This window comes from Paraburkholderia sp. RL17-368-BIF-A (assembly GCF_046054045.1).
Taxonomy (GTDB): domain Bacteria; phylum Pseudomonadota; class Gammaproteobacteria; order Burkholderiales; family Burkholderiaceae; genus Paraburkholderia; species Paraburkholderia graminis.
In genome coordinates this window covers 70,156-92,329 of the sequence record NZ_JARESN010000003.1, presented here as the reverse complement: position 1 = coordinate 92,329, position 22,174 = coordinate 70,156, and the positions used below count along the sequence as shown (strand labels likewise).

Below are 22,174 nucleotides of genomic sequence, written 5' to 3'. Positions count from 1 at the left end.
GCGACTTTTTGACGTCGTTCCTGCTCTCGTCTCATCGTTTTGATAGCGAGTGGTCTACTCACAACCGTCGACGACGGCCGGGTGCCTACTCGTGACTCGTCGAATCTCACATACGGAGAACTCCAAACACAATTTCCATCAGCGACCCGCGCATTAACGAAAGCCGCGCAACACTTCACAGCCAGAATGGGAAACGCGCGTGCAATTGACCACCGCTTATCGCCCAGCGGTAATGTCCGAACTCAACCGAAGCTGCACCCATACATAACCATCCCACTGGGGGAAGCCGGCCTCCATTCTCGTCAGGACCGGGCGTCGTTCGATCTCTTGGAGGGCGCAACTCGCTTGTTCTGCTACGTGCTTGCTTTCGGCGACAGTTGCGCGATATCGACCGTCTGGTTCGACGAACGGATAACCCGCATGACAACCCACGCGACCAGATAAGCCGAGCCACAGATCACGAAGAGGATGTTGTAGCCCGCGTTGATGTGTCCAAGCGCCTTGAAGTGATCGAGCACAACACCCACTAGCAGCGGAAAGAGCGTTGCGCCAAGCGCGCCCGCCAATCCACCAATACCCACAACCGAACCGACCGCCGCTTTGGGAAACATGTCGGAGGCCGTCGTGAACAGGTTGGCCGACCATCCCTGGTGCGCCGCTGCAGCGAGGCTCAGGAGTGCAACCATCGCCCACATGTCGTTGATCCAAGGAGACAACGCAATCGGCGTGACGAGGAACGCGAGTACAAGCATGGTGGTCTGCCGTGCTTTCGTGACCGGCCAGCCGCGTCGGATGAGCGACGACGATACCCAGCCGCCACCAATGCTGCCGATCGACGTTGCGATATAGACGATGACCAGTGGAAGGCCGAGATTCTTCAGGTCAAGGTGGAAGCGCGCATTAAAGTACGACGGCAACCAGAACAGCATGAACCACCAGATCGGATCAGTGAGCAGCTTGCCAGCGAAAAAGGTCCACGTCGCACGGAGCTTCAGCAGCGACACCCAGCGTACTTTCGCAGGTTCAGCAGTGGACACCGAAGCGGCGTCCTCGCTGATGTATTCCAGCTCCGCCTTCGTGACCTTCCTGTGCTTCAGAGGGGCCTGATACATGACGTACCAGAAGCCGAGCCAAACGAAGCCAGTCAGGCCCGTGACGAAGAAAGCGGCCTCCCAGCCATAGGTCGCGGCGAGCCAGGGGACGACCGCGGGCGCTGCAACGGCGCCAATGCTTGTTCCCGATGTCAGAATACCGACGGCCAGCGCCTGCTCCTTGCGGGGGAACCATTCGGAGACGCTTTTGACGGCACACGGGAAGCTTCCAGATTCGGAAATGCCAAGCAGTGCGCGCATCACACCAAAGCCTAACGTGCTGCGCACGAGTGCATGCCCGCAAGCTGCGATGCTCCACAGCAGGACACATAGGCCGTAGCCGATCTTCACACCGACCTTGTCGACGAGTTTGCCGGAGAGCAGCATCCCGATTGCGTAGCAGGCTGTGAACACAACGACGATGTAACTGTATTGTGTTTCGGTCCAGTTGAACTGCACGGCAAGCGCGGGCTTCAACAGCCCGAGAACCTGGCGGTCGAGGTAGTTAATCGTCGTTGCGAAAAATAGCAGAGCGCAGATGCGCCAACGGTATTTCGAATGTTCCATGGTTTACTCCTGTCTCCTTTGCGAACGCGCCTGATTGCGCATCATCGAGCCGATGTGCCGGTTCTCTAACGTCCTGTGCCGGCAGCAGTTGGCCTCAACTCACTACACCCAAAAACTTCGCTATCTGTTCAACGGAACTGAGAAGAAGGTGCCGCCCGGCATGTGTCCTTAAACCCATCGCAGAAGCCTTCTGCAGAAGAGGCGTTTGCTCCGGCTTCATGATCAGGTCTGCTACGACGGCACTCCTGTTGATATGCGATATGTCGATCGGTATCGAATCCGATGGACTCATGCCGGCCGGCGATGCATTGACGACCAGGTCGTCTGCGCGATTGCCGGTGGCTTCTGCGATTTCGATGTGCACTAGCCCATACCGGCTCCGAAGCTCGACGGCCAGTGCCTCGGCGGCTTTCTCACGAATATCGGCTAGCCTCAACGCGGCAACCTGTGCGGTGCATAGTGCATTCGCGAGCGCGCGGCCCGCTCCGCCAGCCGCGCCGACGAGAAGGACCTGCCGACCCGATACAGACACACCTTGCTGTTCAAGGCCAATGACAAAGCCTTCTCCGTCGAAGTTGTCGCCGAGCCAACCGCCTTCTTCCCGTTTTCGGAGACAGTTCACAGCGCCAATTGCCGCAGCACGTTCTGTCGGTTGCACGTCAGCCAAGGCATAGGCGGCGACCTTGTGAGGCACGGTAATAACCACGCCCGCGAGGTTCTGCAAAGCCGCCAGGCCGGAAACTGCCTGATGCAATCGCTCAGGCGTGACGTGCGCTGGCACCAGCACTGCATGGATGCCTTGCCGCGCGAAAAAGGAATTGAAGAACTGAGGCGACTTCACCTGTGAGATCGGGTCGGCGACAATCGCCACGATTCTGGTGTCGCCATCGATCCAGCCGGGCGAGAAGGCACGGCTGGACGAAGCGGGATCAGCTAAAGTTTGCATGGCGCTTCTCACGGAATGCAGCCACACCTTCCGCAGCGTCTGATGACGCCTTGCAGACTGACGCTGCAAGTTCGTGCGCGTATTCGCGTTGCCCGGTCTCCATCATCCGTATGAGTCTTTTGCCAACGGACAGGGACGTCTTCGAGCGCTTTTGAAGCGTCGTGCAAATGGCGTCCACGCGTGCGGCGAGTTCATCGGCGGCAAGCGCTTCGTTGACGATGCCCCATTGCGCTGCTGTAGCTGCCCCGACGGGCTCGCCCAGCAAAATCAGTTCACGGGTACGCGTGGCGCCGACAAGCTCGGAGAGGCGGGCGCAGCCCATCCAGCCAGGAATCGCACCGACCGCCGCTTCCGGAAACCCGATTCGCGCGTCAACGCTCGCATAGCGGAAGTCGCAGGCCAATGCGAGTTCGAGTCCGCCGCCCAGTGCGCTACCGGCAAGCACAGCTATCGTAGGCTTATCGAGCTCGGCGATCCTGCGAAAGACGCGGTTCCCATTCCGAATGAATCGCGTGCCCATCGTTTGCGGGTCGATGTCGCCCCATTCGTCGATGTCGGCGCCGCTGCAGAAGAATCGTTGACTGTTCGAAGTGAACTTCAGCGCGCGCACTTCGTCATTGCGTTCGACGATCGTGACGCAACGCTCGATGTCGTCCAGCATGCCGGTCGTCAGCGCGTTGTGCCGGGCCGTTCGATTGAGCGTAATCGTCGCAACAGCGCCTTCGATGGTGAAGATGACGTCGGAAACTTGCTGCATGAGAAATACCTCTGGATTCGGGTAGGGGCGTGTGTCGTTCGAAGCTCAGTGAGCGATCGCAGCGTCAAAAAGATGCTCATCGACCAACGGGGCAAACTCCATCCGTGCCAGCACGTCCTTGTGCAGATCGATGCCTTTGGCTAACTCGATCAGGCGAACACCAAGCGGATCGAGCTTGAACACTGCCCGTTCAGTGACGTAGAAAACCTCTTTGCCGTCGAGACGGGCCTGAAGGCCGCTGAACGTTACGTGGCGAACCGTCTTGACCGCCTTTGGAACCGACCCCGGCGATACGATCTCAAGCGAGTCGTCGCTCTTTCTTTCAACGCGCAGGCCCTTTGCTTCGAACGCGCCGCAGAAAACAATTTTCTTGGCGCCCTGCGCGATGTCCATGAACCCGCCAGGGCCAACCACGGTGTTTCCCAGTTTCGAAACGTTCACGTTTCCCTGCTCATCGAACTCGCCCATACCGAGGAACGTGATATCGATACCGCCGCCGCTGTAGAAGTCGAACTGATCAACGCTTGGCACGATGGCGTCTGCATTGCGCGCGGTGCCGAACATCGCGCCATCGAGCATGGTGCCCCTGTGAATGCCCTGTTCCACCGAGCCCCAGTAGTCGGAGCCGCGCCCTTGTGCCGCGAGTACTGCGGGGATCGCCCCGGGGAAGCCGAATCCGAAATTCGCTGACTGATTCGTGCCGAGTTCCTGCGCCGCACGCTCGGCTACGATCAGCCGCATGCCGTCGGGCATTTCTGCGTCGGGTGTCACGCCGAGCGATTCACCGCTGAGCGTGGCGTCGTAGTCGCTAATTGCGCACTGTCGCTGGGCCGGCGTTTCAACGGTGATATCGACCATGACACCCGGCACCCTCACAAGGCGCGCGGGTACGTGACTGTCGGACTTGCCTTTCACCTGCGCGATGACCTTGCCGCCGCTGTTGTGCGCGGCCAGCGCGACGGCGTAAATGTCGAGGTCCGCGGGTTCACGGCGCGTGGAGAGATTTCCGCGATCGTCGGCGGACGACGCCATGACGATGGCAAAGTCGATCTTGATGGGCTTGAAGCGCAGGTACTCGTCGCCGCCGATCTCGATCAGTTCAACGAGGTCTTCAGTGGTGTTCGCATTGAGCTTACCGCCGCCGAGTCGGGGATCGACAAACGTCCTGAGTCCCACGCGGGTGATAACGCCGGGCCGGCCCGCCCCGATTTCGCGGAAAAGAGTGGCGATCACGCCGCCAGGGAAACTGTATCCCTCGATCTCACCCGACTCCGCCAGTGCCTGCATGGCGGACGACCATACCCAGTGACCACCGACAACGCGCTTGACCATGCCTACGTGCGCGAATCGCCCTAGGCCGCTGCCTTGGCCGTCGCCCACACCCAATGCGTGAACGACCGTGAGATTGCCGGGGTGGCCCGTCCGAAGGAATCGCGCTTCGAGCGCCGCGAGTATCGCGTCGGGTTCAAGCAGCCCGCCGCCCGAGCCCGTAATCGCGATCGTTGCCCCATCGGGTATCGAAGCGGCCACAGCTTCCGCGCTCATCCACTTGTTCACATCGCCTCCTTATCCTTGGCACCCGGTTCGGTGAGTTCATATAAAACCGAACCGGTTCGTTACTTGGAGTGGATCATGTCACAGGCATTCGAGGCCTTCAAGGCCCGCAAAGCGATAATCGGGTTTACGATAGCGGACACTAAGCCCCTGGATGAGTTGCGATCGGGGAATCGCCAATGTCATCGCAGGCGGTTTGCAGCTACCGTTTAATTTTTGAGTTTGAAGAGGCAAGATGCCAACGACGACAGTCGAGGGACGCAGCGAAGCGCCCGTAGCCGCAAAGCTGCCGCAGCGCGCGAAGCGCACGCGTGACCCGATCCAGACGCAGGCAAAGATTATTGCTGCAGCGAAAGCTGAGTTCGCAAAGGTCGGCCTGGGCGGCGCTCGCATCGAGTCGATCGCCGAGAAGGCGGGCGTGAACAAGCGGATGATCTACGAATATTTCAAGGGGAAGGAGGAGCTATTCCAGACCGTTCTTGAAGAAATGTGGACCGACATCCGGACCGAGGAAAGGAAGCTTGCACTTGACCATCTCCCGCCCGCCGAGGCCATCCGCACCCTGATGACCTTCACGTGGGAGTACTACCTGAAACATCCGGAGTTCATGTCGCTGGTCAACAGCGAGAACCTCCATCGGGCGCGGCACGTGAAGAAATCGAGGAGATTCAGCGAGCTGCACCGGGGCTTTATCGACATGCTCCAACAGATCCTGGATCGGGGCGTGGCGTCCGGCGACTTCCGGCCAGGCGTCGACGCGAGCCAGCTACACCTGACCCTGGCCGCGATCGGGTACTACTACCTGACGAACCGGTTCACCGGCGAAGTTATCTTTGGCTTCGATTTCGTTTCTAAAGAGGCGCTTCAAAAACGCCTTGAATTCAATATCGACACGGTGTTTAGCCTCCTGCGGCCGCGCTAACCGCGGCGACATCGCCTTCCTTCGCTTTCCCCAAAATCCCAATCTCGCAGGGTTTTCCGCTTCGCTAAGGGAAAACCCTTTTTTGACTTTGCTTCGTCTCGGGTATTAAATAACGAACTGGATCGTTACTTAAACTTTTCGCGCAATCGGCGACGGATCGACAGGACGACAGTCACGAAATGCCAGGCAGGAGACAGTCATGGAGCAACGCCAGGTCGCGCTCGTCACGGGTGCCCGTCGCGGAATCGGTCGAGCCATTGCGCTCGAGTTAGCAGAGGCCGGGTTCAACATCGCGATCACCGACGTCGAGCCGTCGGAGGAACTCGAAGCCGCTCGCTCCGATATCCAGCGCACAGGCGTCGAATGCGTGGCGCTTACATCGAACCTCGCGGACATCGCGCAACATGACGCGCTGCTTCAGGCCGTCGAGGACTCGTTGGGCAGCGTCACATGCCTGGTCAATAACGCGGGCGTCTCAGTCATGTCGCGCGGAGATCTGCTCGATGTAACGCCCGAGAGCTACGACCGCTGCCTCACCGTCAACACCCGCGGCACCTTCTTTCTGATGCAGGCGTTCGGCCGCCGCGCCGCGAAAGCGCCTCGGGGCACCGTCAATCGCTCGATCATCACGATTACCTCCTCGAACGCAGTCGCAGCCTCGCCCCAACGCGGCGAGTACTGCGTGTCGAAGGCGGGCCTTTCGATGGCGACCACGTTGTTCTCCCTGAGACTGGCTGAGCTTGATATCGGCGTGTTCGAGGTACAGCCGGGCTTGATCGAAACGGAAATGACCGCGCCGTCCAAAGCGCGCTACGACGCGCTCATGGAAAACGGGCTGACTGCCATCAAGCGGTGGGGTACGGCGAAAGAGGTCGCCGTCGCGGTACGCACGCTCGCAACGGGCGGTCTGCCGTTCAGCGTGGGCCAGGCAATCCGCGTCGACGGCGGTCTCCTTGTTTCTAAATACTGAGTTCGAGAGTCAAGTCATGCAAATCAAACTTCCCACGCTGGACGGCACGCTGGTCGACTACCGTCTGACCGGCACGCCGCTGCAAGTCGTCAAGCCGGCTGCTCAGTTCAACCGCATTGCATACTCGGCGGCGCACGTCGTGGCCGATCCTGTGCGTAGCGGCGAACTCGGCCGGCCTTGCGCGATCGACTGGGAGCGGACCATCGAATATCGCCGTTACCTTCTTGAGCAGGGTCTGGGTATCGCAGAGGCAATGGACACCGCACAACGAGGCATGGGACTGTCCTGGGAGTCGGCGAAAGAACTGATCGTTCGTACCCTGAACGAAACGCGCGACATCCCAGGAGCGCTGATCGCATCCGGTTGCGGAACGGATCATTTGCCCGTTAATGACGTGCGTTCGTGCGACGAGGTGATCAAAGCCTATCTGACGCAGATCGAAAGCGTTCAGCGTGCTGGCGGGCAGATCATTCTGATGGCGAGCCGCGCGCTCGCGCGGGTAGCCAAAGACGCGAGCGACTACGTCCATGTGTATCGGGAAGTGCTGTCGGCTTGCGACAAACCGGTCATTCTTCACTGGCTCGGCGAAGCGTTCGATCCGGAACTGGCCGGCTACTGGGGGCACGCCGACTTCGAAAACGCGGCAAAGGTATGTCTCGAAGTCATTGCTGCAAACGAAGCGAAGGTGGACGGCATCAAGATTTCACTGCTGGACGACACGAAGGAGATCGAATTGCGTCGTCGCCTGCCTGCATCCGTGAAGATGTACACCGGCGACGACTTCAACTATCCCAGGCTCATCGCCGGCGACGACGTCGGCTACTCGCATGCGCTGCTCGGCATTTTCGACGCTATCGCGCCCGCCGCGTCGCAGGCACTGGGCGCGCTGGCCGCAGGCGACATGTCGCGCTACGAACAACTGCTCGCGCCGACGGTGCCGTTGTCGCGACACATCTTCCGCGCCCCTACGCAGTACTACAAGACTGGAGTCGTTCTTCTCGCCTATCTGAACGGATTCCAGCCTCACTTCTTCATGTTGGGCGGACATCACGGCACGAGGCCTCCTGTCTACCTGGCAGAGGTATTCCGTCTGGCCGATCAGGCCGAACTGCTGCGCGACCCTGGCCTCGCCGTTTCCCGGATGCAAGGGCTGATGGCGACGCTCGGCTGCGCTGCTTAACGAGCGCGCACGATTCAGGTTTGCGGGATCGGGCTAACTGGTCGAGAAAGAAAATGGATACTTTGCAGGGAAAGCTGCACCGTTGCGCGATCAACACCGCAACGCTGGGGCATCGGGAGCCGTTGAACTTCACCGTCGATCGCATTGCAAGAGCGGGTTTTGGTGGCATCGCCCCTTGGCGACATGAGGTGGAGGCTGCAGATGTATCGCAGATCGCCCGACAGATCCGCGCGCTTGAACTCAACGTAACGGGTTATTGCCGCTCGACTTATTTCCCCGCGCCGACAGCAGAAGAACGGGCAGCGAACATCGAATCAAACATTCGCGCGATCAATGACGCGGCCGAACTGGGGGCCGAATGCTTCGTCATGGTCGTCGGAGGACTACCGGCGGGCAGTCGCGACCTGTCGGCCGCCCGTGAAATGGTCTCTGATGGAATCGCCGCTTTGATGATCGAAGCGAAGAAGGTCGGCGTACGACTCGCGGTCGAACCTCTTCATCCGATGTATGCAGCAAAGCGTTCGGTGATCAACACGATTGGACAGGCGCTGGACCTGTGCCGGCAACTCGACCCGAAAAATGAGGCGCTTGGCATTGCGGTCGACGTCTACCACTGCTGGTGGGACCCGCAACTCGTAGAGTCAGTTTCTGCGGCAGGGAGCGAGGCACGCATTGCCGCATATCACGTGTCCGACTGGCTGACGCCGACCACGGACATGCTTCTTGATCGAGGAATGATGGGTGACGGCGTGATCGATCTGAAAGAGACGCGGAGCCTGGTCGAAAGCGCCGGGTACGTTGGCATGACGGAAGTGGAGATTTTCTCCAAAGATGTCTGGTGGAAAGCGCCACCGGACGAGGTTCTGAGGTGTTGTGCCGACCGGTTGCAAACCGTCTGCTAAATGTCAGCGCTGCAGCAGGACGACAAATTGCCGATACGGCGGTCGGACATGTTAAAGAACCGGTACCCGACGCGTCGAGTCAACTTCCAATTGAGTCGGAAGCACGGCCTGTTCATCGACGTCCGATTTGAGCATCATAGCCGCCGTCTGCGTCGCGAAGCCTGAGTGGCTGCTGCGGGTCGACAAGAGCCCGTGATGCTTTCCCTCAGCAGCCATTCGTCAGCCCGATATTGGTTGACGGCCATTGAATTAGCGCCGCAGGTCCTTCTCCCCACGCCATCAAGATAACTCTTCATATCTTGATGGTTTCATTACTGTGTCAAGCTGGCATCTGGGAACGCGCCTGAAACGAGATCCTCGCTCCGACTTCGGCCAATTGAGCTTTCGGATGCAGACGCGCGTCATGCTGCGCGCGTCGTAGCACACGGCGGCGCCACACGTCGTTCGAATGAATAGAAGGTCGGTCCGGAGGAGGGAACGCTACGTTCCGATTGTCGCGAACTGTCGGACCGCAACGCAAGCGATGCCACAGGGGATTGACGCTCCGCCGCTGCGATTCTTTGCGGCAATTCATCCGGCAGTCCAAAGAAAGTCTGCTTGCATCGCCGGTCTGCGCCGGTGTTTGCTGCAGTTAAGCTCGTGAGAGCGGCACTGTGAGTTTGTTTCGTTCGACGCCGCAGTTCGTGCGTTCTGGCCCGTGAGTCTGAGCAGGGCGCCTCCGCGCGTCGCTTCAATCGGTATTCGCAGTCTGAATGGTTGCAACCGGATGTCGGCTCCTTCCGGTGGCGTGGTTTGGGATGTGCGGTTAAGTAGCCCAACGAGACACCGAGCGCTCGCGGCGTCTCGATACCGGATTGCATCTCGTCGTACACCTCGAACTTCTGCATTTCCATGTAGGCATCGGCACAATCCCGATAGTCACGAAAATAATCGACGAGCGTTGCGAACGCTTCATCCGCTTCGCGTGTCAGCAGCGAAAGCTGGCTCGGACAAATCCATCGTGCAGGACTCGGCGAGTTTGGCCAGTTGTTTTCCTGTGGTCAGTGGGGTCGCCGTCAGTGTGACGTTCTCTCGATCGAACTTTTCCTTGCTGCCTTGAGCTCATCTTCCGTCGGAATCGTGAACGGTTTACTCAGGGCGTCGATGTCCTCAAATTCAAAGGCACGGGCGAGCGCACGGCGCGTATCGAGATTGGCGGGCTCACCTTGTCGGCTCGCTGGACCGTGCGGACATTGAGCCCTGAGATGGCGGCCAATTGCTCTTGTGACCACTGACGCATCTCCCGAAATACCTTGATCAGGAGCGCCAGTTCGTTGGGAGTCAACAGGCGGGCGTGCTGGGACTGTTCGGTAGTGTTCATGCGTGCCTCCATCGGTTGGTTGATGTGGCGAGTATGAGCAGCGAGAGAAAAGGGCAACACGACAGTAACCCGACAGCGAGCCGACAACGGTCACTATACGTCGGACGTCGTCTTTCCCGAAAATTCTGAATTCGTGCGTCCCGGCGTACCGCCGTCGCGCTTGTGGGCTGCATCCTGCGCCTCCTGCCCAGTCGCGGCCCTTTGGGTTCATCCCTGATGCGTACAGCCCGGCTTCCCGACCCGGGTCTGCACGCTTCGCTTGCGTGGCGTATGCGACGGTTGTCTGTCCAGCCATCTTTCCTGACTCATCCCCTCGTCTGCTGTAGTGTGATGGTATCGAGGAGCGCGTTCGAAAGAGGCTGACGGTATCAGCGACGGTATCGCGCCTACAAATCGTGAAGAGACGGTGAGTGTGCGCGATTTTCAAACAAAGCGGGCGTTGATCCTCCGGTGCGTTCCGACCACAACCGTCAACTGCCGGGCACAATTTCCGGTATTGCTGACGGTATCGACGTCAGCAGAGCCGGTGGGAATCCCGTCCCCACAAGGGGCCGGCCATTAGGTTGACGATCGAGTGGGAATAAATCAGGATCCTCTGCAGTGGTCTGCAGAGGTCCATAAGCGCCTGGATTTCCCCTATGCTTACGGACCTCGGCTTGCGGGCGCTCAAGCCGACTGGCAGCATCTACAAGGTGGCCGACCAAAGTGACCGACTAACGTGGCCGGTATGTGGCCGTTACGTCGTCTGAGGTAGTTAGTTTCCCGTTCGACTATCGCCTGAATGGGCGTCGCTAGACGTTGGTCATAGGTCGCTACGATCCGCGGCTCCCTGCCTGCGGAACGCGTGATGCCGAGGAACTGACTCTCGGTATGTCATTGAGTCTCGCAGAGGCGAGGCTTGGATGGACCCAGCGCCAGCGCGCGCCATTCCTCTCGATCTGATAGACATTCGGGGGGGAGCCGTCTCGAGGAGCCTGCTCTGGGAAGGAGCGTGCCCGGTGCGCACGAACTCTGCCGCCTGATGCCGCTTGTGCTCCCGGAAAGCAGTGCGTGTGAGCGCCACTACGCGTGAAACCATTCGCGGAAACCGCGCAAACATTCTTCAACGATAGGCGCCGCCCGATCAAGCACGACTTGCTCCTGTGCGCAAACCGCGTCTCGCCAGTTTGCCGCCGCGACGATTGCTTCAGCGAGTTCGGCAGCGTCAAGCATGGCCAGATTGACGCCTGCGCCCATTGGCGGCATTACGTGGGCGGCATCGCCTACGAGCGTCAGTCCCGACTTCGCGGGCCATGTCGTCCCAGCAGGAAGACTGCTACCGCAGGTCCTGGCGGTCGGACCTTTGCTCGGAGCGCTGATACAGCGCGTCGCACCGTGGAACCATCCCGTCGAGCGGACGCCTGAAGAGGCGCGGGTCGTCTCAGTGCTGATAGACGAAATGCGCGCGGCAGAGCATGAACCACTGCACCTTCCCATACCGGACGACAAGCGCCTGCTGAAGATGGTCAGCATCGTGCTGAAGGATTTGAGCCGGGAACACTCTCTGGAAGCACTGTCGTCAATGGCCGGCCTGTCGGCTAGAACCGCTCGGCGCCTGTTTTCCGTATCGCTCGGCATATCGTTGGCCGAGTGGCGACAGCAGGCGTTGCTGCTGCGTGCCGTGTATCTGCTCGCGTAGGGCGAGTGCGTCTCGGCGGTCGCAGACGTCTTGGGCTATGCCAGCCCAAGCAGTTTCATCGCGATGTTCCGCAAGGCTTTTGGCGAGACGCCGGGGAGATATGTCAGGGCTGCGGGGCAGGATGCCTGATATTGACGTTCTGGCGAAAGCGTTTAGTTTTGCCGGCTCGGCAAGTAGCGCCTTTTGCCTGTCGGCCCAAGAATCTGCCGTTCGCCTTCACCTGGCTCGTAGGTGTGACGTTCGTGTGTCGGCTTCGCATCAATTCCCGGTCGCTCGCATACCGAACGTCCGCTATGTCCGTCAGGAACGATCAACTATTGGATTGTCTTCTTCCAGGACCGGAAGAGATCTAGCAGCACTTTCGCGGGCGTCGGCAGGATGCTCTTTCGGTGCCAGACGGCGCCGACGTCCATGGTCGGGATCGGAATGCTCAGGTCACGCCTCATAATCCGGCTCCCTTCGAGCGACCACGGACGATAGACGAGGTCCGAAAGAATCGTGACGCCCAACCCGAGTGCGACCATGCTTCGCACGGCTTCTATCGACTTGCTCTGGATACGCACGTGCGGTGCGAGGCCATATTTTCCCCAATACTTGCGAACAGTTCGGACATGCTCGTCCATGTCGAGTAAAAGGTAGTCCTCCTGCGCAATGTCCTGCAGCGTGACCTGTTGTGCATCTTGCAACGGGTGATCCGGATGGGTCCAAAGCCGGCGCATGGAGCGCAGAATCGTTTCGTATTTCAGCTCGTCCACGTTGGCCGTATTGGACACAAGCATCAGACCGATATCAAGCTGATTGTCGACGAGACGTTGCTCGATATCCTCGCGCGCGTCTTCGATGACCTCGACAGTCAGGTGCTCGAAGCGCTGCGAGACGGTAGCAAGCATTGACGGCATCAGGTAAGCCGAGACGGTTTCCGTGACGCCCACCCGAACGTGCCCCGAAATCTGTTCAGGTTCCTCCTGGGCCGCGACCACGGCGCGCCCGACGGACACATTCGCGTTCTGCACATGCCGAAGAAATCGCTCGCCTGCTCGGGTCAGGCGGACGCCCCTTGCGTGGCGCTGCAGCAGCGGCACCCCCACGGTGTCTTCGAGATTCTTCAGCGCGATCGTCATCGACGACTGCGAAACGGCGCAGAGATTGGCAGATCTGGAGATCTGCCCGGTATCAGCCACCGAGATGAAGTATTCGATCTGGCGAAGCGTAATGTGTGTGGCCACGTTGACGTACTCCGCTAGGTTTTGGCGCCGTGCAAACCGACGGCGCAAACCGACGACCGAACTGAGGTATTGAAAAATTATATATCGCGAGGCAAGAAATATGAATTAGGCAGGGCAATTTCGGCTGCATAGCATCCCGTCATGAAAGGAAACAGTGGAACGATGATGGAGACGCAGGAGAAGAAGGGGTACTGCACGTTATGCCGGTCAAGATGCGGCACGATCAATACGGTCCGCGGCGACGTGTTGCTGAAGGTTCGTCCCGACAACACGCACCCGACCGGCAACGCGATGTGCATGAAAGGCAAGGCCGCGCCGGAACTCGTACACAGCCCCGACCGGGTGTTGTATCCCATGCGCCGCACTGCCCCAAAAGGGGCGGCCGATCCGCGCTGGAAACGGATCAGCTGGGACGAGGCGCTTGACGAGATCGCGACCACGCTCGCGCACGTCAAGCGGGAAAACGGCGCTGAATCGGTGGTGTTCGGCGTCACCACCCCGAGCGGTACGCCGATGAGCGACAGCATCGACTGGGTGGAGCGATTCGTGTGGTCTTTCGGGAGTCCGAATATTTGCTACGCGACCGAGATCTGCAACTGGCACAAGGATTTCGCGCACGTGTTTACGTTCGGCTGCGGCATGCCAACGGCCGATTACCGGAATTCCGACGTCATCGTGCTTTGGGGTACGAATCCAGCCAACACGTGGCTGGCCCAGGCGGACAGTATCGCAGCGGGTCGGCGCAACGGTGCAAAGCTGATTGTCGTGGACCCAAGACCCACGGCGCTTGCGCGCGATGCGGATGTATGGCTGCGCGTGCAGCCAGGCACGGACGGCGCGCTTGCTATGGGAATTGCCCGGCAAATGATCGCGACGGGAAATATCGACGATACATTTGTCCGCGAATGGACGAATGGCGCGTTCCTGGTTCGTCGTGATAGCGGATATTTTCTGCGTGAGCGCGACATCGATCCGGAGTCGTCGAACAATCGATATGCGGTCTGGAATGGCGCGCTCAATCGACTCGAACTCGTCGGAGAAGAGGCGCGCACGTCGCCGTCCGATCTTTCGATTTCAGGCTCGTATCAGATTCGCGTATTCGACCTGACGGGCCGGGTGATAGAAGTCACGTGTACGCCCGCTTTCGAGTTGTACCGCGGTGCGCTGTCTGATTACACGCCCGAACACGTGAGCAGAATCACCGGTGTCGACGCCTCGGCGATCGAAATCGTGGCGGCGATGCTCAGCCCACGCCAGCGCATTGCCTATCATGCGTGGTCTGGCGTGGGACAACATACGAACGCGACGCAAACGGAGCGGGCGATCGCTACGCTGTATGCACTGACAGGTGCATTCGATACGCAGGGTTCAAACCGCGAGTTGCTGAAGCAGCCAGCAAATCCCCTCAGTAACTACGCCATGCTGAGTCCTCAGCAGCGAACAAAGGCGCTCGGACTTGACGAGCGACCGCTCGGTCCGCCGTCCCAGGGATGGGTGACCGCGCGCGATGTTTATCGTGCGATTCTCGAGTCCAGGCCTTATCGGGTGCGCGCGCTTGTCGCGTTCGGCACCAACATGGTGATGTCGCAAGCCGACAGCGCATTGGCGCGGGACGCGCTGTGCGCACTCGATTTTCATGTCCATTGCGACCTGTTCGAAACGCCATCCGCCCGCTATGCGGATATCCTCCTTCCGGTCAATACGCCCTGGGAACGGGAAGGACTGCGTCTCGGCTTCGAGATCAATGAGCGGGCCGTCGAATTGGTCCAGTTGCGGCAGCGGATGGTGACGCCCCGCGGGGAGAGCCGGGCAGACTACAACATCGTGCTGGATCTGGCGGTCAGGCTCGGGATGGGGGATCAATTCTTCGGTGGCGACGTCGAAAAAGGATGGAACCATGTTCTCGAACCATTGGGTCTCGACGTCGCGACGCTGCGTTCGCATCCCGAGGGCATTTACCGGCCGCTCGAGCAGCAGGAAAAGCAATACGCTTGCGCCACGCCGAATGGCCCGCGAGGCTTTGCGACCGAAACGCGATGCGTCGAGTTCTATTCGGAGAAGCTGCATCGGTACGGTTATCCGGCCGTACCTCACTATGTACCGCCGAGCCGCGGAGAAGTAGCACGCGCAGCTGAGCGTCGACGCTTTCCCTATACGCTCACTTCCTTCAAGAACGGCTACTACTGCCACAGCCAGCATCGTAGCCTGCCAAGCCTTCGTCGCCGTGCCCCTTATCCCGTTGCGGAACTGAGCGCCGATCTGGCGGCCGTGAAGGGCATTGTCGACGGCGACTGGATACGCGTCGCCAGTACCAACGGCACCGCGCGATTTCGTGCGCGAGTTGTCCCCGAACTCGCGCCGGATGTCGTAGTCGCGGAGTATGGCTGGTGGCAGGCGTGCGACGAAATCGGCATGGAATCGTCGGCGGCACTGGGAAGCGCAAACAGTAACTACAACAGCATCGTGTCCGGCGCCATCGTCGATCCGCTGAGCGGTTCGTCGCCGCTTCGTGCCGTGCCATGCGACGTCACGCTCGACGCGTCGGTCGATCCCGCGCGACGGGCATGGCAAGGATTCCGGGACTTTGTCGTGTCGGCCGTACATGGAGAAGCCGAAGGCGTTCGCACGGTTACGTTCAGCGCAGCCGACGGTGGACCGCTCCCCGACTATCTGCCCGGACAGCATGTGACGATCCATATTCCGGAGCTGTGCGAAGGAGGAACGACGCGTGCCTATTCGCTCACTGGCCATGCGATTGAAAGCGATCGGCGGACATACTCGATCTCCGTGCGCCATCAGCGAGGCCGAAGTGCCGATGGTGAGCAGTTCGAGGGCGTCATGTCCTCGCATATTCATCGCGAGTTGGCAGTTGGACACAGGGTCTTGCTTCAAGCCCCCAGCGGCACCTTCGTCGTACCGCCGGCTTCGAAGCGACCGGTCGTCATATTCGCGGGTGGGATTGGAATAACGCCCTTCATTTCGTGGCTGGAAACGATCGGGGAACTGGGCACACAAGCGCCTGAATCGCAGCTGTTTTACGCGAATCTCAATAGCTCGACTCATGCGTTCCGGAAACGAATTGCGCAATTGCAGCGTGCGTTGCCAACGCTCAAGGTCGTGAATTGCTATAACCAGCCGCGCGACGAAGTACTCGGACGCGACTTCGAGATGCAGGGCTACCTCACTGCGGAGGTCGTGGACGACGCATTGATACAGCACCGCGCGCGATTCTATTTATGCGGCCCGGAGCCGATGATGAACGCCATCACGGCAGGCCTCGTCGAGCGCGGCGTACCGCCGTTCGATATCTTCAGCGAGGCCTTTCGGTCTCCGTCAAAGCCGGCCCTCGATCCATCACAGCGCTTCGCCGTCGAATTCCGGCGGTCGCAGATCAGTGCTGAATGGGCACCCGAACGGGGAAGCCTGCTCAGCTTCGGCGAGAGCCTCGGCATCAGCATGCCGAGCGGCTGCCGGGTCGGGCAATGCGAGAGCTGTGCCGTCAAGGTCCTGGCGGGCAAGGTGTCGCATATGACGGGGCATGGGCCGGATGAAGCCGATATGTGCCTCGCCTGCCAGGCGATCCCGGCCACTGATATTTCCATTGAAGCGTGAATGACCCACGAGGAGCCCAATCGAGCATGAAATTTTTCGACACGCCAGCGACACGCGAAGCGCTGGACTTCGCCACGCTGATTCCGTCGCTGAAGAAGGCGTTCGTCAAGGGGTGTGAGGTTCCACTCCGGCACTCGCACACGATCAATAGCGGCGACGGCAATAGCGGCACCGTATTGATCATGCCGGCGTGGGAGGCGGACCGATATCTCGGCATCAAGACCGTGAACATTTTCCCCGGTAACCAGGGCCGCGGAATGCCCGGCTTGCACTCGACTTACGTGCTGTACGACGCCAGCACGGGTGAGCCACTCGCGCAGATGGACGGCAATGAAATCACCTCACGCCGGACCGCCGCCGCGTCGGCACTCGCTGCAACCTTTCTGGCGCGCGACGACTCCTCGCACATGGTGCTGTTGGGCGCCGGACGCGTGGCAAGCCTGGTGCCGTCAGCGTATCGAAGCCAGCTGCCAATCACGCATGTCGAGGTCTGGGACATCTATCCGGAATCGGCCGCGCGACTCGTGCAGCAACTGCGAGGCGAAGGTTTCAATGCGGCCGTTGTCTCCAGTCTGCCGGACAGCGTGGCGCGCGCGGATGTCGTGAGCTGCGCGACGCTCGCCACCGAGTCGATCGTACGCGGCTCGTGGTTGAAAGCGGGAACGCATCTCGATCTTATCGGAAGCTTCACGCCGCAGATGCGCGAGGCTGACGACGATTGTTTCCGCCACGCACGCGTGTTTGTCGATACGGACGAGGCACCGCAGAAGTCCGGGGACCTGATTGGGCCGTTGTCGCGCAACGTGATTTCGCCGGCGGACCTGAACGGTACGCTCGCCGCGCTGTGCCGGGGCGACGTCGGTGGGCGATTCGACGGCAGCGAGCGCACGGTATTCAAAGCGGTGGGGACCGCACTCGAAGACCTGGCTGCGGCAGTGCAGGTTTATGAACAGCATGTTTAATCACTCGAAGCGTCGGAGACCATGATGAAGGAATTGAACCGTCAGCAAGACCTGGCAGCCTCGACAGCCGACGATGCAGTCGGACTCGAGCGTATGGCCGCAGCAGTGACCCGTTGGTCGGAAAAGTGGTTTCCCGACGCATACATATTCGCGGCGATCGCGGTTGTCGTCGTCGCGGTCGGCGCGCTGGCGACGGGCGCGCCTGCACAACGTGTGGGCATTGCCTTCGGAGACGGATTCTGGAGCCTGATTCCCTTTACGATGCAGATGGCGATCGTGGCCATTTCAGGCTACGTGGTCGCGGTATCTCCGCCTGCCGCCAAATTGATCGCATGGCTTGCCCGCTTGCCGTCGAACGGCAAGTCTGCGGTGGCATTCGTCGCGCCGGTCAGCATTTCGGCGTCGCTTTTCAACTGGGCGATCAGCCTGATCTTCAGTGGCCTGCTGGTTCGTGCGCTCGCTCGTCGCACCGGGCTCCGTATGGACTATCGAGCGGCGGGTGCCGCCGCCTATCTCGGCATGGGCGCGACCTGGGCGCTGGGATTGAGTTCGTCGGCATCGCAATTGCAGGCGAATCCGGACAGTTTGCCGAAAGCGCTGCTGGCGATCACCGGTGTCATTCCGTTCTCCGAAACGATTTTTCTTCCCCAGTCGTTGCTGATAGTCGCCGCTCTGACCGTCGTATCGCTTTTGATCGCGTATCTCTCTGCGCCGGGCACCGAACGCGCCAAAACTGCGCAGCATCTGGGCATCTCGCTGAACGAGGCGGAACTCGAAGTAGCAGCGCCTTCACGCCCCGGCGACTGGCTCGAGTACAGCCCGTTGATCACAATCCTGATCGTCGCACTCGGCTCTGTTTGGGCATGGCACGAATTCACCGCGAAAAATCCGGTGCTGGCGATCTCGAATCTCAATACCTACAACTTCGTGTTCCTGTTGGCCGGGATGCTGTTGAACTGGCGCCCCCGCCGCTTCCTGAACGCCGTGGCGAAATCGGTGCCGTCCGTGGCTGGCGTGTTGATCCAGTTTCCTCTCTACGGAGGCATTGCGTACATGCTGACAAAAGCCTCCGCGCCGTCGGGACTACCGTTGGCCGATCATCTTTCGCATTTCTTCGTTGCCGTGTCGTCGCATGCGTCGTTTCCGGCGCTGATGGGCATCTACTCTGCCGTCCTTGGATTCTTCGTGCCGTCGGGTGGCGGGAAATGGATCATTGAGGCACCGTACGTGATCGCGGCAGCCAGGGAACTGCAGGTTCATCTGGGCTGGGCGGTAACCGTCTACAACGCGGCGGAGGCGTTGCCGAATTTGATCAACCCTTTCTGGATGCTGCCGTTGCTAGGCGTGCTGGGATTGCGGGCTCGCGACGTGGTGGGCTTCACGTTTACCCAGTTCATCGTGCATCTTCCGCTCGTGATCTTCATGCTGTGGATTCTTGCGGGGACGCTGACCTTCCATCCCCCCGTCATGCCCTGATCCGTCTGTGGCGCCAGCCCGGTGCAGCAGGTTGTGAGTCTGGTCTGCTCGTCTCAATGCGCCGCCGCAGCAGCCGCGCCCGCATCGCCACCGGCTCTTTCCGGCTTCGTGATCCAGATCAGCGCAATCAGCGCGACGAAGATGCCGGCCGAAACGAAGAACAGGTCGTTCACGCCCAATTGCGCGGCCTGTTGCGTCGCCATCGAATTGAAGAGCCCATACGCTTGCGGTTGACTGAAACCGGCCGCGCCCATTTGCCGGATCGACTGATCGAAGACCGGGTTGTAGGCGTTGGCGCGCTCGGTCAACTGCGCATGATGCATGATCGAGCGATGGTCCCACGCCGTCTGAAAGATCGACGTGCCGATGCCGCCGCACATGATCCGCACGAAGTTGGACAAGCCCGAGGCCGCCGGAATCCGGTTGCCCGGCAAGCCCGACAGCGTGATCGACACGAGCGGAATGAAGAACCCGGCCATGCCGATGCCCTGAATCAGCGTGGGCAGCAAGAGCGAGTACGTATCGACGCCGGTCGTGTAGCGCGAGCGCATCCAGAAACACAGCGCGAACACGAGGAACGACAACGTCGCGATATAGCGCGGATCGGTGCGTGGCAAGACCTTGCCCGTGATCGGCGACAGCAGCACGGCAAACAGTCCGACGGGCGCCATCACGAGACCGGCGTCGGTCGCCGTGTAGCCGATGTCGGTTTGCAGCCACAGCGGCAGCAGCACGAGATTGCCGAAGTAAAGGCCGTAGCCGATCGACAGCGCGACCGTGCCGCCCGTGAAATTGCGCTTGCTAAAGAGCGAGAGGTCGACCACCGGATGCTCGGCCGTCAATTCCCACACGATAAAAAACGCGAGCGCGATCACGGCGACGAGCGCCAGCACGACGATGGTGGTCGACGAAAACCAGTCGAGGTCCTTGCCCTTGTCGAGCATGACCTGCAACGAGCCGACCCACAAGATCAGCAGGCCGAGACCGACACCGTCGATCGGCGCCTTTTTCACGACGGAATCGCGGTTGCGGAAGATCATCCACGTCGCGGCCGCGGCGACGGCGCCGACGGGAATGTTGACGTAGAAAATCCACGGCCACGAAATGTTGTCCGAGATCCAGCCGCCGAGAATCGGGCCGGCGACCGGCGCGATCAACGTGGTCATTGCCCACATCGACAGCGCCATCGGCGCCTTCGCGCGCGGATAGCTCGCGAGCAGCAGCGTTTGCGACAGCGGAATCATCGGGCCGGCCACCGCGCCTTGCAGCACGCGCGAGGCGAGCAGGAAGGGCAGCGTCGGCGCGAGGCCGCACATCCATGACGAGATCACGAACAGCACGATCGACGCCATGAAAAGCCGCACCTGGCCGATGCGGTCGGTGAGCCAGCCGGTCAGCGGCACGGAGATCGCGTTGGCGACCGCGAACGACGTGATCACCCACGTGCCCTGATCGGCCGACACGCCGAGGTCGCCGGAAATGGACGGGATGGAGACGTTCGCGATCGACGTATCGAGCACGTTCATGAAAACGGCGAGCGACACCGCGATGGTGCCGATCACCAGTTGCGCCCCCTCGAGCGGCGGATGAGGGGCTTGCGCCTGAGCCTGAGCCATTCAAAAAGCCTTGTAGGAGTCGCCGCGCGGCTTACATCAGTTTTGCGGCCGCAGCCGCGGGCTTGCCGGTTCCCGACTGCACGGCTTTCTGCGCGCCAGCGTTCGGACCTGCATTTTCCGCGATGATGCGGGCGATTTCGGCGTCGGCTTCGTCGCCGTATTTCGCGAACACGTTCGTCTGATAGACGGTGTTCTGCGCGTTGCCGAGCTGGCCGCCGTTCTCGTCCTTGATGCTGACGTCGGCTTGCATCGACAGGCCAATACGCAGCGGATGCTTTTCAAGCTCCTGCGGATCGAGCGCGATACGCACCGGCAGGCGCTGCACCACCTTGATCCAGTTGCCCGTCGCGTTCTGCGCGGGCAGCAGCGAAAACGCCGAACCCGTGCCCGCCGAGAAGCCGACCACCTTGCCGTGATAGACGACCGACGAACCGTACACGTCGGCGGTCAGTTCGACCGGCTGGCCGATGCGCATGTGCTTGAGCTGCACTTCCTTGAAGTTGGCGTCGACCCAGACGGCGCCGAGCGGCACGATCGCCATGAGCGGCGTGCCCGGCGAGACGCGCTGTCCGACCTGCACCGAGCGTTTCGCGACATAGCCGGTGACCGGTGCCGGCAGCGTGTTGCGCGCATTGTTCAGATACGCGTCGCGGACCTTCGCGGCAGAAGCCTGCACGTTCGGGTGATTCGCGATCGTCGTATTGGCGGTCAGCGCGCGGTTCGACGCGAGTTGTTGCTGGGCGGCCTCGACGGCGGCCTGGGCGCTCTTCACGGCGTCGCGTGCGTGGGAAATTTCTTCCTGCGACACCGCGCCGGTTTGCGCGACGGTCATGCGGCGCTTCAGGTCGTCCTGAGCACGCGACAGATCGGACTGGCGCTGGGCGACCTGAGCCTGGTACTGGTTGTCGTCGGCGAAGAGGCCGCGCACCTGGCGCACCGTCTGCGCGAGATTCGCTTCGGCCTGTTCGAGCGCGACGCGGGCGTCGGCCGGATCGAGCACGACGAGCGGGTCGCCGGCCTTGACCGTCTGGGTGTCGTCGGCGTTGACCGCGACGACCGTGCCGGTGACCTGCGGCGTGATCTGCACGACGTTGCCGTTCACGTAGGCGTCGTCGGTGTCTTCGTGAAAGCGCGCCACGAGGAAGTAGTACAGGCCGTAGGCGATGGCGGCGATCAGGATCACGATGACGAGCAGCGTCATCATGCGCTTGCGTTTGCCGTTGTTCGCGGATTGCGCCGGCTTGTTCGGCTGTGCCGGCTGGTTGTTAGCCGCGGGCTGCTGGGGGGTGCTCATTGATGTGCTCCGGGTTCTCTCTAACGTCGTCGTTTATTCGGATGTTCGTGTGTGGTCTGTT

The 22,174-nt window shown here is 60.6% G+C and carries 17 protein-coding genes and 2 pseudogenes; 10 read left to right on the top strand and 9 right to left on the bottom strand.

Features of this window, described 5'->3' with window-relative positions:
* Positions 1-353: 353 nt before the first annotated feature.
* The 4 genes from P0D87_RS06375 to P0D87_RS06360 all read right to left on the bottom strand — a co-directional run bounded on the left by P0D87_RS06375 (position 354) and on the right by P0D87_RS06360 (position 4,918).
* Positions 354-1,658, bottom strand: a complete 1,305-nt coding sequence (locus P0D87_RS06375; protein WP_006050960.1) for an MFS transporter — start codon at positions 1,656-1,658, stop codon at positions 354-356.
* A 94-nt stretch (positions 1,659-1,752) separates the two neighbouring features.
* The gene (locus tag P0D87_RS06370) at positions 1,753-2,604 is read right to left on the bottom strand and encodes a shikimate dehydrogenase family protein (RefSeq protein WP_029969392.1); all 852 of its coding nucleotides are present in this window, start codon (positions 2,602-2,604) and stop codon (positions 1,753-1,755) included.
* The gene (locus P0D87_RS06365) at positions 2,588-3,361 is read right to left on the bottom strand and encodes an enoyl-CoA hydratase/isomerase family protein (protein ID WP_029969394.1); all 774 of its coding nucleotides are present in this window, start codon (positions 3,359-3,361) and stop codon (positions 2,588-2,590) included. The genes P0D87_RS06370 and P0D87_RS06365 overlap by 17 nt, the downstream gene beginning before the upstream one ends.
* A 45-nt stretch (positions 3,362-3,406) precedes the next feature.
* Positions 3,407-4,918 carry an acyl CoA:acetate/3-ketoacid CoA transferase gene (locus P0D87_RS06360; protein WP_082366987.1) on the bottom strand — a complete coding sequence of 504 codons (1,512 nt, stop codon included), beginning with the start codon at positions 4,916-4,918 and terminating at the stop codon, positions 3,407-3,409.
* A 232-nt stretch (positions 4,919-5,150) separates the two neighbouring features.
* Here P0D87_RS06360 and P0D87_RS06355 point away from each other — a divergent pair, with 232 nt between their 5' ends.
* The 4 genes from P0D87_RS06355 (at position 5,151) to P0D87_RS06340 (ending at position 8,889) form a co-directional block, all read left to right on the top strand.
* Complete coding sequence (locus P0D87_RS06355; protein ID WP_006050955.1) at positions 5,151-5,837, top strand: TetR/AcrR family transcriptional regulator; 687 nt, start codon at positions 5,151-5,153, stop codon at positions 5,835-5,837.
* A gap of 199 nt (positions 5,838-6,036) precedes the next feature.
* Entirely contained in the window at positions 6,037-6,807 is a 771-nt protein-coding gene (locus P0D87_RS06350; RefSeq protein ID WP_053858236.1) for a 3-ketoacyl-ACP reductase, read from the top strand.
* A gap of 16 nt (positions 6,808-6,823) precedes the next feature.
* Positions 6,824-7,987, top strand: a complete 1,164-nt coding sequence (locus tag P0D87_RS06345; protein WP_006050953.1) for a dihydrodipicolinate synthase family protein — start codon at positions 6,824-6,826, stop codon at positions 7,985-7,987.
* A 53-nt stretch (positions 7,988-8,040) separates the two neighbouring features.
* On the top strand, positions 8,041-8,889 hold the full coding sequence (locus P0D87_RS06340; RefSeq protein WP_053858235.1) for a sugar phosphate isomerase/epimerase family protein: 849 nt from the start codon (positions 8,041-8,043) through the stop codon (positions 8,887-8,889).
* Between the two features lie 1,132 nt (positions 8,890-10,021).
* On the opposite strand, the gene P0D87_RS06335 is transcribed toward P0D87_RS06340, so the two are convergent.
* Entirely contained in the window at positions 10,022-10,249 is a 228-nt protein-coding gene (locus tag P0D87_RS06335; RefSeq protein WP_006050951.1) for a helix-turn-helix domain-containing protein, read from the bottom strand.
* A 638-nt stretch (positions 10,250-10,887) separates the two neighbouring features.
* Between P0D87_RS06335 and P0D87_RS06330 the strand changes: the two are divergent.
* Positions 10,888-11,149, top strand: a pseudogene (locus tag P0D87_RS06330) (Arm DNA-binding domain-containing protein); the annotation flags it as partial.
* 162 nt (positions 11,150-11,311) lie between these two features.
* On the opposite strand, the gene P0D87_RS06325 reads toward P0D87_RS06330, so the two are convergent.
* The gene (locus P0D87_RS06325) at positions 11,312-11,485 is read right to left on the bottom strand and encodes a hypothetical protein (RefSeq protein ID WP_374709758.1); all 174 of its coding nucleotides are present in this window, start codon (positions 11,483-11,485) and stop codon (positions 11,312-11,314) included.
* A gap of 106 nt (positions 11,486-11,591) precedes the next feature.
* Here P0D87_RS06325 and P0D87_RS06320 point away from each other — a divergent pair, with 106 nt between their 5' ends.
* Positions 11,592-11,927, top strand: a complete 336-nt coding sequence (locus tag P0D87_RS06320) for a helix-turn-helix domain-containing protein (protein WP_053858234.1) — start codon at positions 11,592-11,594, stop codon at positions 11,925-11,927.
* A gap of 18 nt (positions 11,928-11,945) precedes the next feature.
* Positions 11,946-12,056: pseudogene (locus tag P0D87_RS06315) on the top strand (helix-turn-helix domain-containing protein); the annotation flags it as partial.
* Between the two features lie 185 nt (positions 12,057-12,241).
* On the opposite strand, the gene P0D87_RS06310 reads toward P0D87_RS06315, so the two are convergent.
* A complete protein-coding gene (locus P0D87_RS06310; RefSeq protein ID WP_029971596.1) occupies positions 12,242-13,153 on the bottom strand; it encodes a LysR family transcriptional regulator in 912 nt (303 codons plus the stop codon).
* A 165-nt stretch (positions 13,154-13,318) separates the two neighbouring features.
* Here P0D87_RS06310 and P0D87_RS06305 point away from each other — a divergent pair, with 165 nt between their 5' ends.
* Genes P0D87_RS06305 through P0D87_RS06295 form a run of 3 tightly spaced genes read left to right on the top strand, consistent with a single transcriptional unit; the run spans position 13,319 to position 19,203 of the window.
* On the top strand, positions 13,319-16,765 hold the full coding sequence (locus P0D87_RS06305) for a molybdopterin-dependent oxidoreductase (protein WP_053859045.1): 3,447 nt from the start codon (positions 13,319-13,321) through the stop codon (positions 16,763-16,765).
* 26 nt (positions 16,766-16,791) lie between these two features.
* A complete protein-coding gene (gene lhpI, locus P0D87_RS06300; RefSeq protein ID WP_053858233.1) occupies positions 16,792-17,727 on the top strand; it encodes a bifunctional Delta(1)-pyrroline-2-carboxylate/Delta(1)-piperideine-2-carboxylate reductase in 936 nt (311 codons plus the stop codon).
* A gap of 24 nt (positions 17,728-17,751) precedes the next feature.
* Positions 17,752-19,203 (top strand): short-chain fatty acid transporter, encoded by a 1,452-nt coding sequence (locus P0D87_RS06295; RefSeq protein WP_408636764.1) that lies wholly within the window; start codon positions 17,752-17,754, stop codon positions 19,201-19,203.
* Positions 19,204-19,256: 53 nt separating this feature from the next.
* Here the strand turns inward: P0D87_RS06295 and P0D87_RS06290 are convergent, their stop codons facing one another.
* Both P0D87_RS06290 and P0D87_RS06285 read right to left on the bottom strand, forming a co-directional pair.
* A complete protein-coding gene (locus P0D87_RS06290; protein ID WP_006050945.1) occupies positions 19,257-20,819 on the bottom strand; it encodes a DHA2 family efflux MFS transporter permease subunit in 1,563 nt (520 codons plus the stop codon).
* A gap of 31 nt (positions 20,820-20,850) precedes the next feature.
* Positions 20,851-22,113: an EmrA/EmrK family multidrug efflux transporter periplasmic adaptor subunit gene (locus P0D87_RS06285; RefSeq protein WP_006050944.1), complete on the bottom strand. Its 1,263-nt coding sequence runs from the start codon at positions 22,111-22,113 to the stop codon at positions 20,851-20,853.
* Positions 22,114-22,174: the final 61 nt, after the last annotated feature.

Excerpts from the sequence above, each read along its gene's own strand:
- P0D87_RS06375 (WP_006050960.1), bottom strand. The coding sequence starts at position 1,658 with ATGGAACATTCGAAATACCGTTGGCGCATCTGCGCTCTGCTATTTTTC.
- P0D87_RS06370 (WP_029969392.1), bottom strand. The coding sequence starts at position 2,604 with ATGCAAACTTTAGCTGATCCCGCTTCGTCCAGCCGTGCCTTCTCGCCC.
- P0D87_RS06365 (WP_029969394.1), bottom strand. The coding sequence starts at position 3,361 with ATGCAGCAAGTTTCCGACGTCATCTTCACCATCGAAGGCGCTGTTGCG.
- P0D87_RS06355 (WP_006050955.1), top strand. The coding sequence starts at position 5,151 with ATGCCAACGACGACAGTCGAGGGACGCAGCGAAGCGCCCGTAGCCGCA.
- P0D87_RS06350 (WP_053858236.1), top strand. The coding sequence starts at position 6,037 with ATGGAGCAACGCCAGGTCGCGCTCGTCACGGGTGCCCGTCGCGGAATC.
- P0D87_RS06345 (WP_006050953.1), top strand. The coding sequence starts at position 6,824 with ATGCAAATCAAACTTCCCACGCTGGACGGCACGCTGGTCGACTACCGT.
- P0D87_RS06340 (WP_053858235.1), top strand. The coding sequence starts at position 8,041 with ATGGATACTTTGCAGGGAAAGCTGCACCGTTGCGCGATCAACACCGCA.
- P0D87_RS06335 (WP_006050951.1), bottom strand. The coding sequence starts at position 10,249 with ATGAACACTACCGAACAGTCCCAGCACGCCCGCCTGTTGACTCCCAAC.
- P0D87_RS06325 (WP_374709758.1), bottom strand. The coding sequence starts at position 11,485 with ATGGGCGCAGGCGTCAATCTGGCCATGCTTGACGCTGCCGAACTCGCT.
- P0D87_RS06305 (WP_053859045.1), top strand. The coding sequence starts at position 13,319 with ATGGAGACGCAGGAGAAGAAGGGGTACTGCACGTTATGCCGGTCAAGA.
- lhpI (WP_053858233.1), top strand. The coding sequence starts at position 16,792 with ATGAAATTTTTCGACACGCCAGCGACACGCGAAGCGCTGGACTTCGCC.
- P0D87_RS06295 (WP_408636764.1), top strand. The coding sequence starts at position 17,752 with ATGAAGGAATTGAACCGTCAGCAAGACCTGGCAGCCTCGACAGCCGAC.
- P0D87_RS06290 (WP_006050945.1), bottom strand. The coding sequence starts at position 20,819 with ATGGCTCAGGCTCAGGCGCAAGCCCCTCATCCGCCGCTCGAGGGGGCG.
- P0D87_RS06285 (WP_006050944.1), bottom strand. The coding sequence starts at position 22,113 with ATGAGCACCCCCCAGCAGCCCGCGGCTAACAACCAGCCGGCACAGCCG.